The sequence below is a fragment of the Micropruina sp. genome (assembly GCF_047606665.1).
Classification (GTDB): domain Bacteria; phylum Actinomycetota; class Actinomycetes; order Propionibacteriales; family Propionibacteriaceae; genus Micropruina.
In genome coordinates this window covers 46,546-64,307 of sequence record NZ_JASGEF010000071.1, presented here as the reverse complement: position 1 = coordinate 64,307, position 17,762 = coordinate 46,546, and the positions used below count along the sequence as shown (strand labels likewise).

Genomic DNA, 17,762 nt, shown 5'->3' with positions numbered 1-17,762 from the left:
GATACCCGAACCGGTCCCCGGAGGGGATCAGCGGTACAGGATCGCCACCGCCTCCAGGTGGTGGGTCATGCCGAACAGGTCGAAGGCGCGGATCGAGGACGCCCGATAGCCGTGTTCGGCGGCGAAGCCGAGATCGCGGGCCAGGGCGGCAGGGTCGCAAGCGACGTAGGCCACCGCCCGCGGGCGCAGCCGGGCGACCGCCGCCATCACCGCCTTGCCAGCCCCGGTGCGCGGCGGGTCCAGGACGACCAGGTCGGCGCGTCCGGGCAGCCGCGACAGCGTCCGCGCCACGTCGCCGACCTGGAAGCGAGCCTGGGGCACGTTGCGCCGGGCCAACGCGATCGCCGCCTTGTTGCCCTCGACGCCCCAGACCTGGCACCCGGCGTCCGCCAGGGCGCCGGCGAACACGCCGACACCGCAATACAGATCGAAGGCCCGCTCGTCGGGTTCCGGACGCAGGCCGTCCAGCACCGCCGCGGTCAGCACCTCGGGTGCCGCCACGTGGGCCTGCCAGAACCCGTCCGCGGCCACGGTGAAGGTCCGCTCCCCCACCTGCTGGGTGACCAGGGCGTCCGTGCCGGGCCGGAACAGGCGTCCGCCCTCGGCGCTCACCACACCCAGGTACTCCGCCGGCTCGTCGAATGGCGACCGATTCTGCTCGCCTCCCCGCTCGCCAGGCGTGACGTCCGCCGAATCGGTCGCCATTTCACGAACCCGCCGGGGCATTGAAGCGTGGGCGAGGCGGCAACCTTCGGACGGCAGCGGCACCACCTCGTGCGAGCGGTGGGCGCGCAGCCCGAGGCGTCCGTCGGCGTCCGTCACGAACCGCATCCGGTAGCGCGAGCCGAGCAACGGATCGACCGGCTCCACCACGCCGTCCCAGACGATTCCGGCCAGCCGCTGCAACTGCTCGGCCAGCACCCGGCGCTTCAGCTCCAGCTGAAAGGCGGGCGCCACATGCTGGAAATCGCAGCCGCCGCACTCCCCGGCCACCGGGCAGGGCGGCGACACCCGTTCGTCGGCGGGCCGGACGATCTCCACCGCGTCGCCGCGGGCGAACCGGCGAGTGACGTCCCGCACCCGCACCTGGACCAGCTCGCCCGGCAGCGCATGCCGGACGAACACCACCTGCCCGTCCACCCGTGCCACGCAGTGGCCTCCGTGCGCGATCGGTCCGACGTCGACCGGTCCGATCAGTTCGCCTACCTGCACCTCACTCGGCTCTCATGTGCTGACCGGTGCGCACCGCGCCCGTACCCGGACGCCGCCAGGCTGCCGGATTGTCCCGCTTGGCCCGATCGATCGCGAATTTGGACGACGCCAGCAGGTACGGCACCGAGGTGACCATCACCCCGGCCATGAAATTCAGCCGGGCTTTCAGAATCAGCGCGGTCTGATTGTGCAGGACGCGCTCCCACCAATGCCCGACCACGTATTCAGGAATGTACACGCACACCACATCGCGCGGATTGTCCGAACGCACGTCTTTGACGAAGGCCAACACCGGCGAGGTCACCTCACGGTAGGGAGAGTCGATCACCCGCAGCGGCACACCCAGGTCTTCGGCGTGCCACTCGTCGAGCAGGGCCTTGGTCTCTTCGGGATCGACCGACACCGTGACCGCCTCGATCGAACTCGGCCGGGACGCCTTGGCGAAGTTCACCGCCCGGACCGTCGGCTTGTTGATGCCGCTGACCACGATCACCGCCCGCACCCGGCTGGGCAGCAGGTTCACCTCGTCCGGCTCCACCGCGATCTCGGCCTCCACCCGCCGGTAGTGGGTCTTGATCGCGCGCATCAGCACGAACAACGCCGCCATCGCCAGGATTGCGATCCAGGCCCCGAGCAGGAATTTCACCGCCAGCACGATGCACAACACGATGCCGGTGCAGCTCAATCCGATCGCGTTCACGATCCGGGAGCGCTGCATGTGTCGGCGCGCCTGCGGATCGGTCTCGGTCTTGAGGTGCCGCGTCCAGTGCCGCAGCATGCCGGCCTGGCTGACCGTGAACGACACGAACACCCCGACCACGTACAGATTGATCAGCGCCGTCACCGACGCGTTGAAGGCCAGCACTAGGCCGATCGCGGCCGCCGCGAGCAGCAGAATGCCGTTGCTGTAGGCGAGCCGGTCGCCGCGGGTGTAGAGCGCCTTCGGCAGGAAGCCGTCCTTGGCCAGGATCGAACCCAGCACCGGGAAGCCGTTGAATGCGGTATTGGCGGCCAGGAACAAAATCACGAAGGTGGCGATGACCACGAAATAGAGACCGGGCGCGAAATTATCGAAGACGGTCCGGGCCAGCTGCCCCATGGCCGTGCCGACGTCGTGTTCGACAACCTTCCCGTCGGAAAGGAAATGGCTGTGGCCGTCCGGATCGACCAGCTTCAGCCCGGTCAGATTGGCCAGCAGAATGATGCCGCCCAGCATCGACACCGCCACGGACGCCAGCAGCGCCAGCGTGGTGGCCGCGTTGCGGCTCTTCGGCTGCCGGAACGCCGGGACGCCGTTGCTGATCGCCTCAATGCCGGTCAGCGCCGCGCAGCCGGACGAGAAGGCCCGGGCCAGCAGCGCCACCATCGCGAAACCGACGAAGGGGTCGTACGTGGCGGCACCCACCACGTCCAGGTGCGCGGTCGGTGCCTCCAGCTTCTCGCCGTTGGCGAAGATCCGGTACAGGCCCCATCCGGTCATGCCGAGGACCGCGATCATGAAGCCATAGGTGGGAATGGCGAAGACCGTGCCCGATTCGCGGACGCCGCGCAGGTTGATGCTCATCAACAGCACGATCAGGGCGGCCGCCACCAGTCCTTCGTGGCCCTGGATCCAGGGCAGCAGCGCCTTCGCGTTCTGGACGCCGGACGAGGTCGAGACGGCCACCGTCAGCACGTAATCGACCAGCAGCGCGCTGGCCACGGTGAGGCCGGCGTTCGGCCCGAAGTTGACGGTGGCCACCTCGTAGTCGCCGCCGCCGGAGGGGTAGGCGTGGACGTTCTGCCGATACGACAGCACGACGATCAACATGACGAAGGCCACCGCGACCGCGATCGGCCACGAGTAGGCGAAACCGACCATGCCGGCCATCGACAAGGTCAGCAGGATCTCGTCCGGCGCGTAGGCGACCGAGCTCAGCGCGTCCGAGGCGAAGACCGGCAGCGCGATCCGCTTGGGTAGCAGGGTCTCGCCGAGTTGCTTGCTGGCCAGCTTCCGCCCGACCAGCAGCCGTTTGACGGCACCGGTGATGCTCACGTCCGACGACTATATGCCGGGTTGGACGAAACGGTTCGCCCGGCCGTGCTCCCTATACTGAACGGCGGGCAAATCGGTCGTCCACTAGCGGTACTAGGCAGGAGGCGCGGTCGTGCACATCGTGATCATGGGTTGCGGCCGGGTGGGTTCGTCCCTGGCCCGCAGCCTGGAACGACGCGGGCACTCGGTGGCGGTGATCGACGCTTTGCAGGACGCCTTTCGCCGGCTGGGTCCGAATTTCCAGGGCAAGACGGTCAAGGGCATGGGCTTCGACCGGAACGTGCTGATCAAGGCAGGGATCGAACGGGCGGACGGCTTCGCCGCCGTCTCCAGCGGTGACAACTCCAACATTCTGGCGGCCCGTGTGGTGCGCGAGACGTTCGGGGTGCTCAACGTGGTCGCCCGGATCTACGACGAAGGCCGCGCCGAGGTGTACGAGCGACTCGGCATCCCGTCGGTCGCCACGGTGCGCTGGGCGTCCGACCAGGTGCTGCGCCGGCTGCTGCCCGAAGGCGCCGAACCGCAGTGGCGCGACCCATCCGGCAGCGTGCGGCTGTCCGAGATGGACGTGGACCCCGGCTGGGTCGGCACCACGATCGGGGCGATGTCGGCCGCCGCGCACTGCCCGATCCCGTTCCTGATCCGGTTCGGAGTAGGCCAGATACCTTCCGATTCGACGATCTTCCAGGACGGCGACCTGCTGTACGTCGCCGTCCACAAAGACCACGAGGCCGACGTCGAGAAGCTCTTCGGCGCCTCGCCCGCCAAGCACTGACCCCTGAGCACTGAGAGGAACGGACATGCGCGTAGTGATCGCCGGTGCCGGCAATGTCGGCCGTTCCATCGCCCGTGAGTTGATCGGGAACGGCCATCAGGTGCTGCTCATCGACCGGCAGCCCGAGGCGATCAAGACCGCAAGCGTGCCGGACGCCGAATGGCTGCTCGCCGACGCCTGCGAGTTGGCCTCCCTGGAGGAGGCTGAGCTGGAGACCTGCGACGTGGCGATCGCCGCGACCGGCGACGACAAGGCCAATCTGGTGCATTCGCTGCTGGCCAAGACCGAATTCGGGGTGCCGCGGACGGTGGCACGGGTGAACCACCCGAGCAACGAGTGGATGTTCGACGACCTGTGGGGGGTGGACGTCGCGGTGTCCACCCCGCGGCTGATGTGCGCCTTGGTAGAAGAGGCGGTGACGGTCGGCGATCTGGTGCGGCTGTTCAGCTTCCGCGGCGGACAGACCAACCTGGTCGAGATGACCCTGCCCGAGACCAGCCCCCGGGTCGGTGTCCGGGTGGCCGATCTGGATCTGCCCGGGGACGCCGTGCTGGTGGCGATCATCCGGGACGGGGCCGCGCGTGCCCCCGAGCGCGACGGCGCCATCGAGGCGTCCGACGAGTTGATGTTCGTGGTCGATCCCGACTACGAGGCCGATCTGGCGCACTACCTCAGCCCGCGCGGCCGCGCCGCCCTGGTCGGCGTCCACGACTGACCGAATAGGCGACCGACCCACGTCCGGCCCACAAAGCCCTCCCTAACTACTTCTGCCCTGCCGCATGCGGGAGGGCAGAAGTAGTTAGGGAGGGCCTAGTCAGAGAGGGTTTCAGAGCAGTTCGTAGTACGGGTTGTACATCCGGCGCCGGCCGTCCACCCAGGAGACCCGTCCGGTCACTCTGAGTTCGCGTCCGGCGACCACCCCGGGGATCTCCCGGCGTCCCATCCAGATCAGCGTGATGCTGCCCGAACCGTCGTCGAGTTCCGCCTCCAACCAGGGGGTGCCGCTGCGGGGCCGCAAGGTGAGGACGGCGATCCGTCCGCGCAGGGTGGCCTTCTGCCGGTCGACACACTCCGCGATCGTCAGGGCACCGGACGCCTGCGCGGCCCGGACGGCCGCCTCCGAATCGAGTTCCTCGGTCGAACGACCGAACCAGCGCAGTGCGCGTCCGAGCGGATTGCGGGGCACGATCAGCCCTGCGGCACCGTCGGCATCGTCATTCCGATCACCTCGCCGGGCACCATCGGCCCGTTGCCCCGGCGCACCACGACGTTGCGGAAGAACTCGACGAACGGGGCGGACGCGCCCTCGTCGTCCTCGGTCAGGCCGGCCTCGCCGAGCAGGGTGCCACGCAACAGCCAGCGCGGGCCCTCGGCGAACCAGGTCCGGCTGACCTGGAAGAGCTGTTCTCCGGACGGACCCTCGGCCGGCAGCACGCGGCGAAGTTCCGGACCGAACGGACCGATCGCGGTGGTGGCGCTGCCGCCGGCCTGCTGGGCCTCTTCGGTCAGATCCTCCAGGAGCTCATCGGCCAGCCCGCCGTTGGTCGGCGCGGCGAGCAGCGCCAGCTCCAGGCCGGACTGCTCCCAGAAGGCCAGCGCGGCAACGACCTGCTGGGTGGCCTCGTTGACCTGCAGCTGCAGGCCCATGCCCTCCCACGGGGTCAGAATCAGCGCGCCCAGGTCGAGCCGCTCGACCTCGTCGGCGCTCAGATCGACCTCGTCGTGGTCGAACGGGCCGTCCGCACGCCAGTCCACGTCCTCGTCGATCTCGTCGATCTCGTCGAGTTCGTCCTGGTCGGACAGCTCGGCCGGCAGATCGTCGTCCTCGTCGTCGGCGTCGTCCAGATCCGACTCGTCGGCGTCCACGGCGGACTCGTCCAGCTCGGACGCGTCCGGATCGGACTCCCCGTCGGTCGCGTCGATGAGCTCCTCCGCGGGCTCGTCGGTCGGCTCGTCCTTGGCTTTGCGGCGAAACATCACGCCTGCTCCTTCATCGGTTCGGCGGCTGGCAGCCACCCCTTGATTCCACCGGTGGATCCGTGTCCGCCCGTGCCCCGGTCGCTGCCCGGCAGCTCGGCCACCTCGACGAACTCGGCCTGCGCGACCCGCTGCAGCACCAATTGCGCGATCAGGTCGCCGCGTCGCAGCCGGATCTCGGTGCGGACGTCGGTGTTCAGCAGGCAGACCTTGATCTCGCCGCGGTACCCGGCGTCCACCGTTCCCGGAGCGTTCACGATGGTCAGCCCGTGCCGGGCGGCGAGCCCGGAACGCGGATGCACCAGACCCACCCAGCCGACCGGGATCGCGACCGCGAGCCCGGTGCCGACCAGCACCCGTTCACCAGGTGGGATGGTCACGTCGTCGGTGGTGGCCAGGTCGGCACCGGCGTCGCCCGGATGGGCGTAGCACGGTACCGGAACGGAGTCGTCCAGCCGGCGCAACAGCACCTGGACGGTCTCGGGCGGGGTCACCCGCCGGAGTCTAGTCGGGAGCGCTCCGTGGTTTCGGCGACGCCCGAGGGCCGGTTGTCCTCGATCGCGCGCACCAGCGATTCGGAGTCGCGGGTGGACACCAACCAGCACAGATGCGGGTCGGCGTCGTCGGCCACGCCGACCAGCACCAGGCCGGTGACGTACGGCCGCAACGCCAGGAAGGCGTCCTCGCGGGCCAGCACCCGGGCCCGCATCGCACGGTCGGCGACGGTCACCGTGCCGATGTAGGGCCACTCCAGCAGGCTGCGGCCGACCCGGACGCCGTCGGCGTCCACCTCGATGCGCAGCGAACCCCAAGCCAGCAGCGTCCAGGCGATCACCGCGATGGTGCCGATCGTGCTCACCAGCAGGATCAACTCGCCCAGCATGAACGTCACCGCGGTGACGAAGCTGAGGCCGAAGAACAACGCGATCACCCAATAGGCCGCAGGCACGCTCAGCCGCTCGGAGTAGTTAGGCGTCGGACGGCTTCGGCTCACCCACCCAACATAGAGGTTCCGGCGGTGGTCAGGAATCACGCGTCGACGGGTGTGCTCGGCCGGGTTGCGTAGACTCGCCCCGAACCCGGAAGGCCGACGAAGGAACCACCGATGAATATGTCGCAGCGACTGGTCTGGAACATCTACGCCGGTGCCGTAGGCGCGCTCAGCGCCATGGTCATCCAGAAGGCGGTCCGCGGAGCCTGGAAGATGGCGACCGGCAACGAACCCCCCGACCCCAACGACCCCGCCACGCCGCTCAGCGAGGCGCTGATCTGGGCGGTCGCCGGCGGCGTCGGCATCGGGGTGGCACAGCTGCTCACCAACCGGTTCGCCGCCACCCGCTGGGAGAAGGCGATGGGGACGCCAGCGCCCAGCCATTCCCGGGTGAACTTCCACCTCTGACCAGACGGCAAAGCCTCGCCCGGCCCGGCGGCCGGACGAGGCTGAGCCTTCGATCGCGTTCTGTTGACTGATCGCGTTCTGTCGACACCGTTTCGAACGGACGTCAGTCGGCGCAGTCCACGCAGTAGGAGTGGCCGTTGCGGGTCACCGCGATCTGGCTGCGGTGCTTCACCAGGAAGCAGGAGTAGCAGGTGAACTCGTCGGCCTGCCGTGGCAGCACCCGGACGGTGAGCTCCTCGTGGGAGAGGTCGGCGCCCGGCAGCTCGAAGGATTCCGCAGCCTCGACCTCGTCCTCGTCGACCTTGCCGGAGTTCTTGTCGTTCCGGCGAGTCTTGAGTTCCTCGATGCTGTCTTCGCTCTCCTCGTCGGTCTTGCGGGGAGCGTCGTAGTCGGTTGCCATTGTGTGTCGTAACTCCATCCCGAGCGCCAGCTGTCGAGCAGCGGCACTCAGCGGTAGCGCTGGGTCTAGGTATCGCAGGCATACATATCACACGGGGCCAAACATTGCCGATCCCCCGGCCCCAATCTCAGCCGAGGGGATCCGCGCCGAATCGGCGGAGGGCGCCCTACGGCGTCCGACCCGGTAGGTTACGCACTACGAACACAGGAGAGCGATCGAGCAATGCGCACCGCCCACCCCCTCGGGTTGAGCCCGGACGGGAGCACCCTGATCGTCGTCCTCGACGACGGCGAGGAAATCGGGATTCCCGCTGACCAACGGCTGAAGGCAGCGCTGCGCAACGACCGACCCCGCATCGGACAACTGGAGATCGACATGGAAAGTGCACTGCGGCCGCGCGACATCCAGGCCCGGATCAGGGCCGGGGAGTCGCTGGAGGCGGTTGCGCAGGCCGCCGGCGTCCCGATCGCGAGAATCGAACCGTTCGCCGCCCCGGTGATCGCCGAACGTGAGCACATCGCCGGCCTGGCACAGACGAACCCGGTGCGGCGCGCCGGCGATGCCGTCGCCCACCGCAGCCTGCGCAACGTGATCACCGACCGGCTGCTCTCCCGCGGCATCGATCCCGACAGCGTCGACTGGGACGCCTGGCGCACCGAGGATCGGCGCTGGACGGTGCGGCTGTCGTATCAGTCCGGCGCGGCGCAACATCGGGCCGACTTTACCTATGACCAGACCGGCCGGTTCTCCACCGCCGCCAACGACGAGGCCCGCTGGCTGACCGGCGAGCACTCCGATTCGCACGGTCCGCAGCCCGGCCGTCGGCGCCGTTCCGACCATCCGGACGCCGGGTCTGCCCCGAGCCACAACGACGAGCTCGCGATCGTCCGGGCCATCCAGCCCCAGTTCGAGGTCAGCCCGGACCTCGAACCCGACGACCTGGATGAGTCGGACGACGATCGGGCGCCGGAGGACGACGGCTCCTCCGACAGCGAGGACGCATTCGCCGAGGGCGATCTCGCCGAAGTGGACGGCGTCTACGACATCGTGCCGGGCGACCGATCGAGCATGGACGTGCTGTACGACATGCTCTCCAGCTTCGACGAGGACTCGGTGCAGATCTACGCCGGGCTGGTGCGTCCGCGTCCCGAAGAGTCGGCAGCACCGGTGCTGGACGAGGGTCCGACCGACGCCGAACCCACCGAACCGGTCGCGGACGCCGACCTCAGCGGCGAGAACGCGGTGGCGGTGGAGTCCGATGAGGAGATTGACGATCTCGAGGCCGAGGTGGCGTCGAGCGAGCCCGCACCGACAGCGCTGGCGAACGCGGCGTCCGACGACGACGTGGTGGTCGCCGAGCCAAATCAGACGGACGAAAGTCTGGACGCCGCGGCCGAACTGGCCGCCGACGAACCGGACGCTGTCCCGGAACCGATCGCGGACACCGAACCCATCGAGACAGACTCCGGCGGCGGCGCCGAGCCCGACGTGGAGGCCGCCACAGTGGAGGCGTCCGAACCCCCCGCGTCCGAAGTGGCGGAACCGACGAAGCCGGCACCGAAGCCACGCTCCGGACGGGCGAAGACAGCACCCGCCGAACCGGAGCAGCCGAGCCTGGTCGACGACGCCGGCAACGAGCCGTCCCGTCCGGTCCGGCGCAAGCGCGCCAGCGTCCCGAGTTGGGACGAGATCATGTTCGGCGCACCCAAGCCACGGGCCTGACCGAGCGGCCCCGTGCGTCCGCCCAAATGGCCGTAGCCACCGTACTCAACACGCGGCCAGACTCAGCTCACCGCACGCTGATCCAAGTGCCGGACGTCGGTGCCCTGTTCAGCGAACTGCGTCCGGTACAGGTCGGCGTAGACACCGCCTCGTGCCAGCAGTTCGAGGTGGGTGCCCTGTTCGACCACCCGGCCGCCGTCGACCACCAGGATGGCGTCGGCACCGCGGACGGTGGAGAGCCGGTGGGCGATCACGATCGACGTCCGGTCTTTCAGCGCGGCGTCCAGGGCGTGCTGGACGGCGGCCTCGCTCTCGCTGTCGAGATGGGCGGTGGCTTCGTCCAGCACCACTAATCCGGGGCCTTTGAGCAGCAACCGAGCGATCGCGAACCGCTGCTTCTCGCCCCCGGACAGCCGGTGCCCGCGGTCGCCGACCACGGTGTCCAGGCCCTCCGGCAGCGACTCCACCAGTCGCCACACCTGGGCGGCTCGCAGCGCCACCTCCAATTCGGCGTCCGTGGCGCCCGGTTTGGCGTAGAGCAGGTTGGACCGGATCGTCTCGTGGAACAGATGCGCATCCTGAGTGACCACACCGACCCGGTCGTGCAGGGAGGCCAGGGTCGCGTCCCGCAGATCGACGCCGTTGACCCGGACGGTTCCGCTGCTCGGGTCGTACAGCCGGGCCACCAGCGAGGTGATCGTGGTCTTGCCGGCGCCGCTAGGACCGACCAGGGCCAGCATCGAACCGGGCTCGACGGTGAACGAGATGTCGTGTAGCACGTCCCCGCTGCCCCGTCGATCACCGCTGGCCGCACCTTCCAACGAGGCAAGCGAGATCTCGTCGGCCGATGGGTACCGGAAGCTGACCTGGTCGACCTCGACCCGCACCGGCGCGTCCGGCAGTGCGACGGCGTCCGGGCGTTCATCGACCAGCGGCTTGAGGTCGAGCACCTCGAAGACCCGCTCGAAGGAGACCAGCGCGGTCATCACATCGACCCGGACGTTGGACAGTGCAGTCAGCGGGGCGTAGAGCCGGGCCAGCAGCGCGGCCAGGGCGAGCAGCGTGCCGACGGTGAGCGTGCCGTTGACGGCCATCACGCCCCCGACCCCGTAGACCATCGCGGTCGCCAGGGACGCCACCAGCGCGAGCGCGACGAAGAACACCGACCGGTTCACCGCGAGTTTGATGCCGACGTCGCGCACCCCGGACGCGTGCTCCGCGTAATCGCGGTCTTCCCGCTGCGGGTCGCCGAACAGCTTCACCAGCAGGGCCCCCGCCACGTTGAACCGTTCGCTCATCTGGGCGCCCATGTCGGCGTTGAGCGCCATCTGCCGACGGGTGAGGCCGGCCAACCGGCGTCCGATGATTCGGGCCGGGACCAGGAACAGCGGCACCAGCAGGAAGGCCCCGATGGTCAGCTGCCAAGACAGCGACGCCATCGCGACCACGATCACCACCAGGCTGATCGCGTTGCCGACCAGGTTCTGCAGAACGGACGTGAACGCCTGCTGGGCGCCGATCACGTCGCTGTTCAGCCGGGTCACCAGGGCACCGGTCTGGGCGCGGGTGAAGAACGCGATGGGCTGGCGCAGCACGTGGCTGAACACCTGGGTGCGCAGGTCGAAGATCAGCCCCTCCCCGATCCGCGCCGAATACCAGCGCTCCACCAGAGTCAGCCCGGCGTCCGCCATCGCCAACAACGCGACCAGAACGGCCAGCTGCGTCACCAGTGCGGCATTGCCGGGAATCACCCCGTCATCGACCAGCCGTTGCAGGATCAGCGGCGACGCGACCACCAGCAGCGAATCGAGGACGGTGAGCCCGAGGAAGACGGCGATCATCCTCCGGTACGTGGACGCGTACGTCAGCACCCGACGCCGGGTTCCGGGCGCCAACCGGTGGTCGCGCACCGAGGCGTCACGGGTCAGGGAGTTCATCACCTGCCATCCATTGAGGCTCACGGTGCCACTCAACCACGTGGCACTGACAGAGATTCCCGTCACCATCGATCGAGCTTGTCGAGATCCCTCGGACCGCCGTCCCGTCATCCCGTGATTGACCCTGTTTGACACGGGATCTCAATCCGAACCGAGATCCCGGCGTTCGCCGGGATGACGAGGGTGGGTGTGACGAGTGCGTGCCGCCGCTAACCGAGCGGCAGCGGCTCGGGATTCAAGGTCACCGCGGCGACCGCGGAGGTCATCCGGCGCCGATGATGCCGGCGGCACAAGACTTCGTAGGCGACCACGTGGTCGTCGGACGGCACCACGTCGCCCACCATCACCTGCTCGCCGTCGGTGACCATCACCCCGTCCACGGTGCGGGCGTTGTGGGTGGCCGGCTCACCGCACCAGCAGCGGGGACGCACCTGCAGCAGCTCCATCCGGTCGCAGAGTTCGACCAGTCGGCGGGTGCCCGGGAACAGCTCGGTGCGAAGGTCGGTGAGGATCGCGAAGCAGTAGACGTCCAGCTGCAGTTCATCGACGGCGCGGGCCAGCTGGTCGATGTGCTCGGGGGTGTAGAAGTGGGCCTCGTCGCAGACCAGGTAGTCGACGCGACGACCCTGGGTCAGCTCGCCGATCACGTACCGCCAGAAGTCGAAGTCGTCGGTGACTTCGATGGCGGGCTGCTCCAGCCCGATCCGGGACGAGATGGTCGCCGCGCCGGCCCGGTCGTTGCGGCCGAACACGCGCCCGGCCCGGCCGGCCTGGGTCTCGGTGAAGTCGGTCTGCAGGGCCAGGGTCGATTTGCCGCTGTTCATCGGCCCGGTGAAGAAGACCAGCTGCGCCATGACTCAGCCGATCAGCAGCGGAACGGTGAGTTCGGCGGGGGTCAGCGAGCCGTGCATGCCGATCAAGTTGAACTCGTTCGGCTGGGTGCGGGTCATCAAGGCCCGATCGGTCGCCATCGCCACCAGGACGTCGCCGAACCGGTCCGCGAGCCTGGGCTGCAGCGGTCCGAACCAGCCCGCCTCGGACGCCTCGTCGCGGGTCAGCACCCAGGCGTCCGGCCCCAGCCAGTCGGCCCAGCGCGCGGCGACCGGCGCGGCGTCCGCCGACACGTAGAGCTGCCGGAAGCGTCCCTCGCCGCCGATCAGCTGCACCTCGGCGAGCAGGTCGGGATGGTCCTCGATGGTGATCCGGCGGTCCACCGCGATGTCGAGCATGCCGTGGTCGCCGGTGATCAGCAGCCGGACGTCGTCGGGCAGCGCGGCCCGCAACGCGGCCGCCAGGGCGTCGATCCGGACGAGTTCGGCGGCCCAGGCGTCCGAGGCGGTGCCGTGCTTGTGACCGGCATGATCGAGATCGCGGTCGTACAGATAGACCAGGCTGCGCGGCCCGGACAGCGCGGCCTGCACGGTCAGCTCGACCCGGCGAGCACTGGACGCCTCCTCGGGGTAGCCGAGGAAGTCGGCCCCCCGCAGCGCGCAGGTGGTCAGCCCGGTGCCGCGAAACCGGGACGGCGTCACCGTCGTGCAGCGGACCCCGGCCTTGGCGAGCCGTTCGAAGGCGGTCAGCTGCGGCTGCACGTCCAGGCCGTCCAAGCCGTCCTGCCAGAGCAGCGCATTGAGCATCCGCCCGCCGAACCGAAAGGTGTAGCCGACCAGGCCGTGCTGGCCGGGCGCCAACCCGGTGCCCAGGCTGGTGATCGAGGTGACGGTGGTGCTCGGCGCGCCCGAGGTGATGGTGCTGGACGCCGGGGCGTCCAGCAGCCCGGTCAGGAAAGGCGCCAGGTCGTCGCGGCCCTGCAACAGGTCGCGGCCGAGGCCGTCGGCCAGCAGCACCACGAAGCGTTCCGCCGCGGGCAGGCCCAGCACGTTGTCGCGTCCGGGGAGGCCGAGCACCGCCCCGATGCTGGGCAGCAGCTCGGACAGCGTCGAACTGCCGTAGGCCGGTGGCGTCGGACGGCTCACCGGCCACCGCCGCTGGCCACCTGCAGGGCGGTCGCGAACGACATCAGGCGGGCCACGTTGTCGGTGCCGTCAGCGGCAGCGCTCATCCGGACGGTCAGGTCGTCGGCGGCCAGGGTGCCGGTGTAGCCGTGGTCGGCGTCGCAATCCGGGTCGCCGCAGTGCGCCGGCTCCAGATCGACCCGGCGGGCCGTCCCCCAGCCGACGCTGAGCCAGGTCTCGACGGTCGCCGACCGGTTGCTGCCATGCCGCTCGGGGTGCGCGACGACCCTGGTCAGGGCCACCGAGGTGATCTTGTCCAATGCCACCGATTCGGTGGTCGACAGCGCTTGGCCGGCCTCGCCGGGGGCGTCCGATTCGTCGGTGTGGCCGACGATCAGCCGAGTCGGGGTGAGCACCAGCACCGACATGTGCCGCTGGATCTCATCGCGGGCGAAGGTCGCCTCGTGATGGACGACGTGATGCCGGACCGGCTCGCCGGCGATGGCCATCGCCACCGTTTCGGCGATCAGGTCCGGAAAATACCCGCAGGCGTCGATGTCCCGGCGCAACGGGGCGGGGAGGGCGGGTGAAGTCACCGCCTCATCTTCGCATCGGACGCGCCATGCGCCCAAGTCCGCGGCACCTTCCCGACGCCTGGGGGCGACCCTCCCGATACCTAGGGTGCGACAGTTCGCCCCGCGGCGCGCCCGCCGTCTACGGTGGCCGGGTGAGCACCAAGCCGTTCATCGCCGCGCGGGTCGAAGAATTCGTCGACCGGCGGCTGGAGGCGTTCTTCCGGGCGCTCGGCTGGCGCGAACAGGTGATCGCCTACACCGGCTACGGTTCGGGCGATTTCCTCCGAGTGATGGCGCGGGTGAAGCTGGTTCCGCAGTGGTCGCGCAGCCAACTCGGCCACGCCACCAAAGAGTTCGTCCGGCGTCGCGGCTGGCGGAATTTCATCACCGCGCCCTGCGTCCGGGCGCGCGTCACCATCGAGGTCGGCGATCGGACCGTATCGGCCACCACCGATCGGGGCGGCTACCTCGACCACCGGATCGTCGACCACGGCCTGGCGCCCGGCTGGCAGCAGGTCACCGTCTGCGGCACCGGCTCCGGCCCGGTCACCTGCGACGTCCTGGTGGTCGGCGCGGACGTCCGCTTCGGTCTGCTCTCCGACATCGATGACACCGTGCTCACCACCTGGCTGCCGCGTCCGATGATCGCCGCCTGGAACAGCTTCGTCCGGGACGAGTCGAACCGGCAGTCGATCCCCGGCATGGCGCGCTTCTATCACCGCTACCTGGACGCCCATCCCGGCGCCCCGATGTTCTACCTGTCGACCGGCGCCTGGAACACCTACGACTTCCTGGAGCGCTTCCTGCAGCGGCACAACTATCCGAAGGGTCCGCTGCTGCTCACCGACTGGGGGCCGACCAACACCGGGTGGTTCCGCTCCGGCATGGAGCACAAGCGGACCAGCCTGCTGCGACTCGCCGCCGAGTTCCCGCAGATCGCCTGGCTCCTGGTCGGCGACGACGGCCAACACGACCCGGAGATCTACGCCGAGTTCGCCAACTCGCATCCCACCCATGTCGCTGCGGTCGCGATTCGGCAGCTCTCCCCCACCGAGCAGGTGCTGGCTCACGGCACCAACATGCCGCTGGAAGAGACCGACGAGCTCTCCGGCACCCATTCGTCCTGGGTCGAGGCCCCGGACGGTCGCGGCCTGGTCGCCCGGCTCCGGACGGCGTTGGGCACGTCCACCACGTAGCTGTCGGCGTCCGGCCGCGTGTCAGGCGGACGCCTGGCCTGCCCGAGGGTCCAGAATCGGGCTGAACATCGGCAACCGAAAGCGAGGCAGCGGTGGCGCGTCCCCCGGCCGACGACGACCTGGTCGAACGGATCGTCGACATCGACATCTCCGACGAGATGGAGACTAGCTACCTCGAATACGCCTATTCGGTCATCTACAGCCGCGCTCTGCCCGATGCTCGCGACGGCCTCAAACCCGTCCAGCGCCGCATTCTCTACACGATGGACGACATGGGCATCCGCCCGGACCGTCCGCACGTGAAGTCGGCGCGGGTGGTCGGCCAGGTGATGGGCCTGCTGCACCCGCACGGCGACGCCGCGATCTACGACGCGCTGGTCCGGCTGGCCCAGCCCTGGGCGCAACGGCTGCCGGTGGTGGACGGCCATGGCAACTTCGGCTCGCTGGACGCCGGTCCGGCCGCGATGCGTTACACCGAATGCCGGATGGCGACCGCGGCGACTGCGATGACCGCGGGGCTGGCCGAGGACACCGTCGACTTCAAACCCAATTACGACGGCAAGGAGACCGAGCCGGTCGTCCTGCCGGCCGCCTTCCCGAACCTGCTGGTGAACGGCACCACCGGCATCGCGGTCGGCATGGCCACCAACATTCCGCCGCACAACCTGATCGAGTGCGTGCAGGCCTTGAAGCATCTGATCGCGTATCCGGACGCCGACACCGACGACCTGATGCGCTATGTCCCCGGTCCCGATCTGCCCACCGGCGGCAAGATCGTCGGCCTGGACGGGGTGAAGGACGCCTATCTGACCGGACGCGGCAGCTTCCGGATCCGAGCCACCTCCCGGATCGAACAGGTGCATCCGCGCCGCAAGGGCATCGTGGTCACCGAACTGCCGTACATGGTGGGGCCCGAGCGGGTGATCGAGCAGATCAAGACCGCGGTGCAGGCGAAGAAGCTGACCGGCATCGCCGACGTCAAGGACCTCACCGACCTGGCGAACGGCACCCGGCTGGTGATCGAGATCAAGAACGGCTTCAACCCCGAGGCGGTGCTGGAGCAGCTGTACCGGCAGACCCGGCTGGAGGACTCGTTCGGGATCAACGCGGTCGCCCTGGTGGAGGGCCAGCCGCGCACCCTCGGGCTGCGCGAGATGCTCACCGTCTACCTCGACCATCGCCTTGAGGTCACCCTGCGCCGGACCCGATTCCGGCTGGGCAAGGCCGCCGACCGGCTGCATCTGGTCGAGGGTCTGCTGATCGCGATCCTCGACATCGACGACGTGATCGCCATCGTCCGCGGCAGCGACGACGCGGGTGTCGCGAAGGCCAAGCTGATCGAGGCGTTCGACCTGACCGACGTGCAGGCCACCTACATCCTCGACATGCAGCTGCGCCGGCTGACCAAATTCTCCCGGATCGAGCTGGAATCCGAGCGGGACGAACTGCGGCAGCGGATCGCCGAATTGCGGGCGATCATCGACGACCCGGTGTTGTTGCGGAAGCTGGTCTCCGACGAACTGGACGAGGTGGCCCGCACCCATGGGACGCCGCGGCGCACCGTGCTGCTGGCCTCCGGCGGGGGCTCGGTGGCCCCCGCGAAGGCCCAGGCCACCCCGTTGGAGATCACGGACGACCCGTGCCGGGTGCTGCTGTCGTCGGCCGGGCTGCTGGCTCGCACCGACAACGCCGAACCGTTGGCGGACGCCGGCGGTCGGGCCGCCCACGATGTGATCGTGAGCGTCTGCGCCTCCACCGCGCGCGGCGAGTTCGGGTTGATCACCAGCCTGGGCCGGGTGATCCGCGGCCAGACCATCGACCTGCCGTCGGTGCCGGCCACCGCGCAGGCGCCCAATCTGCAGGGCGGCTCCCCGGCGTCCGAACTGTTCGCGCTGGGACCGGACGAGCGGGTGCTGGCCGTCACCGGCCTCGGCCCGGACGTCTTCGGCTGGGCGCTGGGCACCGAACGCGGCGTGGTGAAACGCGTCAACCCGGACATCCTCGGCAAGGACTCCTGGGAGATCATCCGGCTGGACGACGGCGACCGGGTGATCGGCGCGGTCGAGTTGGGCGACGACTCCGGCGAGCTGGTCTTCGTCGCCTCGGACGCCCAGCTGCTGCACTTCCCGGTGGCCGGGGTGCGCCCGCAGGGTCGTTCCGGCGGCGGCATGGCCGGGATCAAGCTGGCGGCCGGCGCCCGGGTGGTGTTCTTCGGGGTCACCCCGGCGTCCGACGCCGTGGTGGTCTCGGTGGCCGGCTCGTCGACGGCACTGCCCGGAACGGACGCCGGCAGCGTCAAGGTGACCCCGTTCGAGGAGTATCCCGGCAAGGGCCGCGGCACCGGCGGCGTCCGCTGTCAACGGTTCCTTCGGGGCGAGGACGTGCTGCAGCTGGCCTGGGTGGGTCCCGCCCCCGCGGTGGCGGCGGCGTCCAGCGGTGCCCCGGTCGACCTCCCCGCGATCGACCCTCGCCGGGACGGCTCCGGCACCCCGGCCGGCCAGCCGATCGCCGCGATCTCCACCCGCACCCACCGCTGACTCGCGGCCGCGACCCCTCGTGCAAGGAAAAGGTTCGGTTTT

The 17,762-nt window shown here is 69.4% G+C and carries 17 protein-coding genes; 6 read left to right on the top strand and 11 right to left on the bottom strand.

The window, feature by feature from the left end:
- Window positions 1–27 precede the first annotated feature (27 nt).
- Both QM619_RS16915 and QM619_RS16910 read right to left on the bottom strand, forming a co-directional pair.
- Entirely contained in the window at window positions 28–1,212 is a 1,185-nt protein-coding gene (locus QM619_RS16915) for a class I SAM-dependent RNA methyltransferase (RefSeq protein ID WP_415111524.1), read from the bottom strand.
- Window position 1,213: 1 nt separating this feature from the next.
- On the bottom strand, window positions 1,214–3,247 hold the full coding sequence (locus QM619_RS16910; RefSeq protein WP_415111521.1) for an APC family permease: 2,034 nt from the start codon (window positions 3,245–3,247) through the stop codon (window positions 1,214–1,216).
- A gap of 127 nt (window positions 3,248–3,374) precedes the next feature.
- On the opposite strand from QM619_RS16910, the gene QM619_RS16905 reads away from it, so the two are divergent.
- The gene (locus QM619_RS16905; protein WP_415111621.1) at window positions 3,375–4,022 is read left to right on the top strand and encodes a potassium channel family protein; all 648 of its coding nucleotides are present in this window, start codon (window positions 3,375–3,377) and stop codon (window positions 4,020–4,022) included.
- 25 nt (window positions 4,023–4,047) lie between these two features.
- Window positions 4,048–4,737 (top strand): potassium channel family protein, encoded by a 690-nt coding sequence (locus QM619_RS16900; protein ID WP_415111518.1) that lies wholly within the window; start codon window positions 4,048–4,050, stop codon window positions 4,735–4,737.
- A 111-nt stretch (window positions 4,738–4,848) separates the two neighbouring features.
- Here QM619_RS16900 and QM619_RS16895 read toward each other — a convergent pair whose 3' ends face one another.
- Genes QM619_RS16895 through QM619_RS16880 form a run of 4 tightly spaced genes read right to left on the bottom strand, consistent with a single transcriptional unit; the run spans window position 4,849 to window position 6,993 of the window.
- Window positions 4,849–5,208 (bottom strand): OB-fold nucleic acid binding domain-containing protein, encoded by a 360-nt coding sequence (locus QM619_RS16895; protein ID WP_415111515.1) that lies wholly within the window; start codon window positions 5,206–5,208, stop codon window positions 4,849–4,851.
- Window positions 5,209–5,210: 2 nt separating this feature from the next.
- On the bottom strand, window positions 5,211–5,999 hold the full coding sequence (locus QM619_RS16890; protein ID WP_415111512.1) for a DUF3710 domain-containing protein: 789 nt from the start codon (window positions 5,997–5,999) through the stop codon (window positions 5,211–5,213).
- The gene (gene dut, locus QM619_RS16885) at window positions 5,999–6,493 is read right to left on the bottom strand and encodes a dUTP diphosphatase (RefSeq protein WP_415111509.1); all 495 of its coding nucleotides are present in this window, start codon (window positions 6,491–6,493) and stop codon (window positions 5,999–6,001) included. Before dut ends, QM619_RS16890 begins: the two co-directional genes overlap by 1 nt.
- Window positions 6,490–6,993: a DUF3093 domain-containing protein gene (locus QM619_RS16880; protein ID WP_415111506.1), complete on the bottom strand. Its 504-nt coding sequence runs from the start codon at window positions 6,991–6,993 to the stop codon at window positions 6,490–6,492. Before QM619_RS16880 ends, dut begins: the two co-directional genes overlap by 4 nt.
- A gap of 111 nt (window positions 6,994–7,104) precedes the next feature.
- Here QM619_RS16880 and QM619_RS16875 point away from each other — a divergent pair, with 111 nt between their 5' ends.
- Window positions 7,105–7,398 carry a DUF4235 domain-containing protein gene (locus tag QM619_RS16875; RefSeq protein WP_415111504.1) on the top strand — a complete coding sequence of 98 codons (294 nt, stop codon included), beginning with the start codon at window positions 7,105–7,107 and terminating at the stop codon, window positions 7,396–7,398.
- Window positions 7,399–7,501: 103 nt separating this feature from the next.
- Here QM619_RS16875 and QM619_RS16870 read toward each other — a convergent pair whose 3' ends face one another.
- Window positions 7,502–7,798, bottom strand: coding sequence for a DUF4193 domain-containing protein (locus QM619_RS16870; protein WP_105185533.1), 297 nt, complete (start codon window positions 7,796–7,798; stop codon window positions 7,502–7,504).
- 222 nt (window positions 7,799–8,020) lie between these two features.
- Here QM619_RS16870 and sepH point away from each other — a divergent pair, with 222 nt between their 5' ends.
- Entirely contained in the window at window positions 8,021–9,520 is a 1,500-nt protein-coding gene (gene sepH / locus QM619_RS16865) for a septation protein SepH (protein WP_415111501.1), read from the top strand.
- A 62-nt stretch (window positions 9,521–9,582) separates the two neighbouring features.
- Here the strand turns inward: sepH and QM619_RS16860 are convergent, their stop codons facing one another.
- From QM619_RS16860 to QM619_RS16845, 4 genes are all read right to left on the bottom strand, one after another.
- Entirely contained in the window at window positions 9,583–11,481 is a 1,899-nt protein-coding gene (locus QM619_RS16860) for an ABC transporter ATP-binding protein (RefSeq protein ID WP_415111498.1), read from the bottom strand.
- Between the two features lie 185 nt (window positions 11,482–11,666).
- A complete protein-coding gene (locus QM619_RS16855; RefSeq protein ID WP_415111495.1) occupies window positions 11,667–12,311 on the bottom strand; it encodes a thymidine kinase in 645 nt (214 codons plus the stop codon).
- Window positions 12,312–12,314: 3 nt separating this feature from the next.
- The gene (locus tag QM619_RS16850) at window positions 12,315–13,433 is read right to left on the bottom strand and encodes an alkaline phosphatase family protein (protein WP_415111492.1); all 1,119 of its coding nucleotides are present in this window, start codon (window positions 13,431–13,433) and stop codon (window positions 12,315–12,317) included.
- On the bottom strand, window positions 13,430–14,008 hold the full coding sequence (locus QM619_RS16845; RefSeq protein ID WP_415111489.1) for a DUF5998 family protein: 579 nt from the start codon (window positions 14,006–14,008) through the stop codon (window positions 13,430–13,432). The genes QM619_RS16850 and QM619_RS16845 overlap by 4 nt, the downstream gene beginning before the upstream one ends.
- Window positions 14,009–14,139: 131 nt before the next feature.
- Here QM619_RS16845 and QM619_RS16840 point away from each other — a divergent pair, with 131 nt between their 5' ends.
- Window positions 14,140–15,183, top strand: a complete 1,044-nt coding sequence (locus tag QM619_RS16840; RefSeq protein WP_415111486.1) for an App1 family protein — start codon at window positions 14,140–14,142, stop codon at window positions 15,181–15,183.
- Window positions 15,184–15,275: 92 nt separating this feature from the next.
- Window positions 15,276–17,720 carry a DNA gyrase/topoisomerase IV subunit A gene (locus tag QM619_RS16835; RefSeq protein ID WP_415111483.1) on the top strand — a complete coding sequence of 815 codons (2,445 nt, stop codon included), beginning with the start codon at window positions 15,276–15,278 and terminating at the stop codon, window positions 17,718–17,720.
- Window positions 17,721–17,762: the final 42 nt, after the last annotated feature.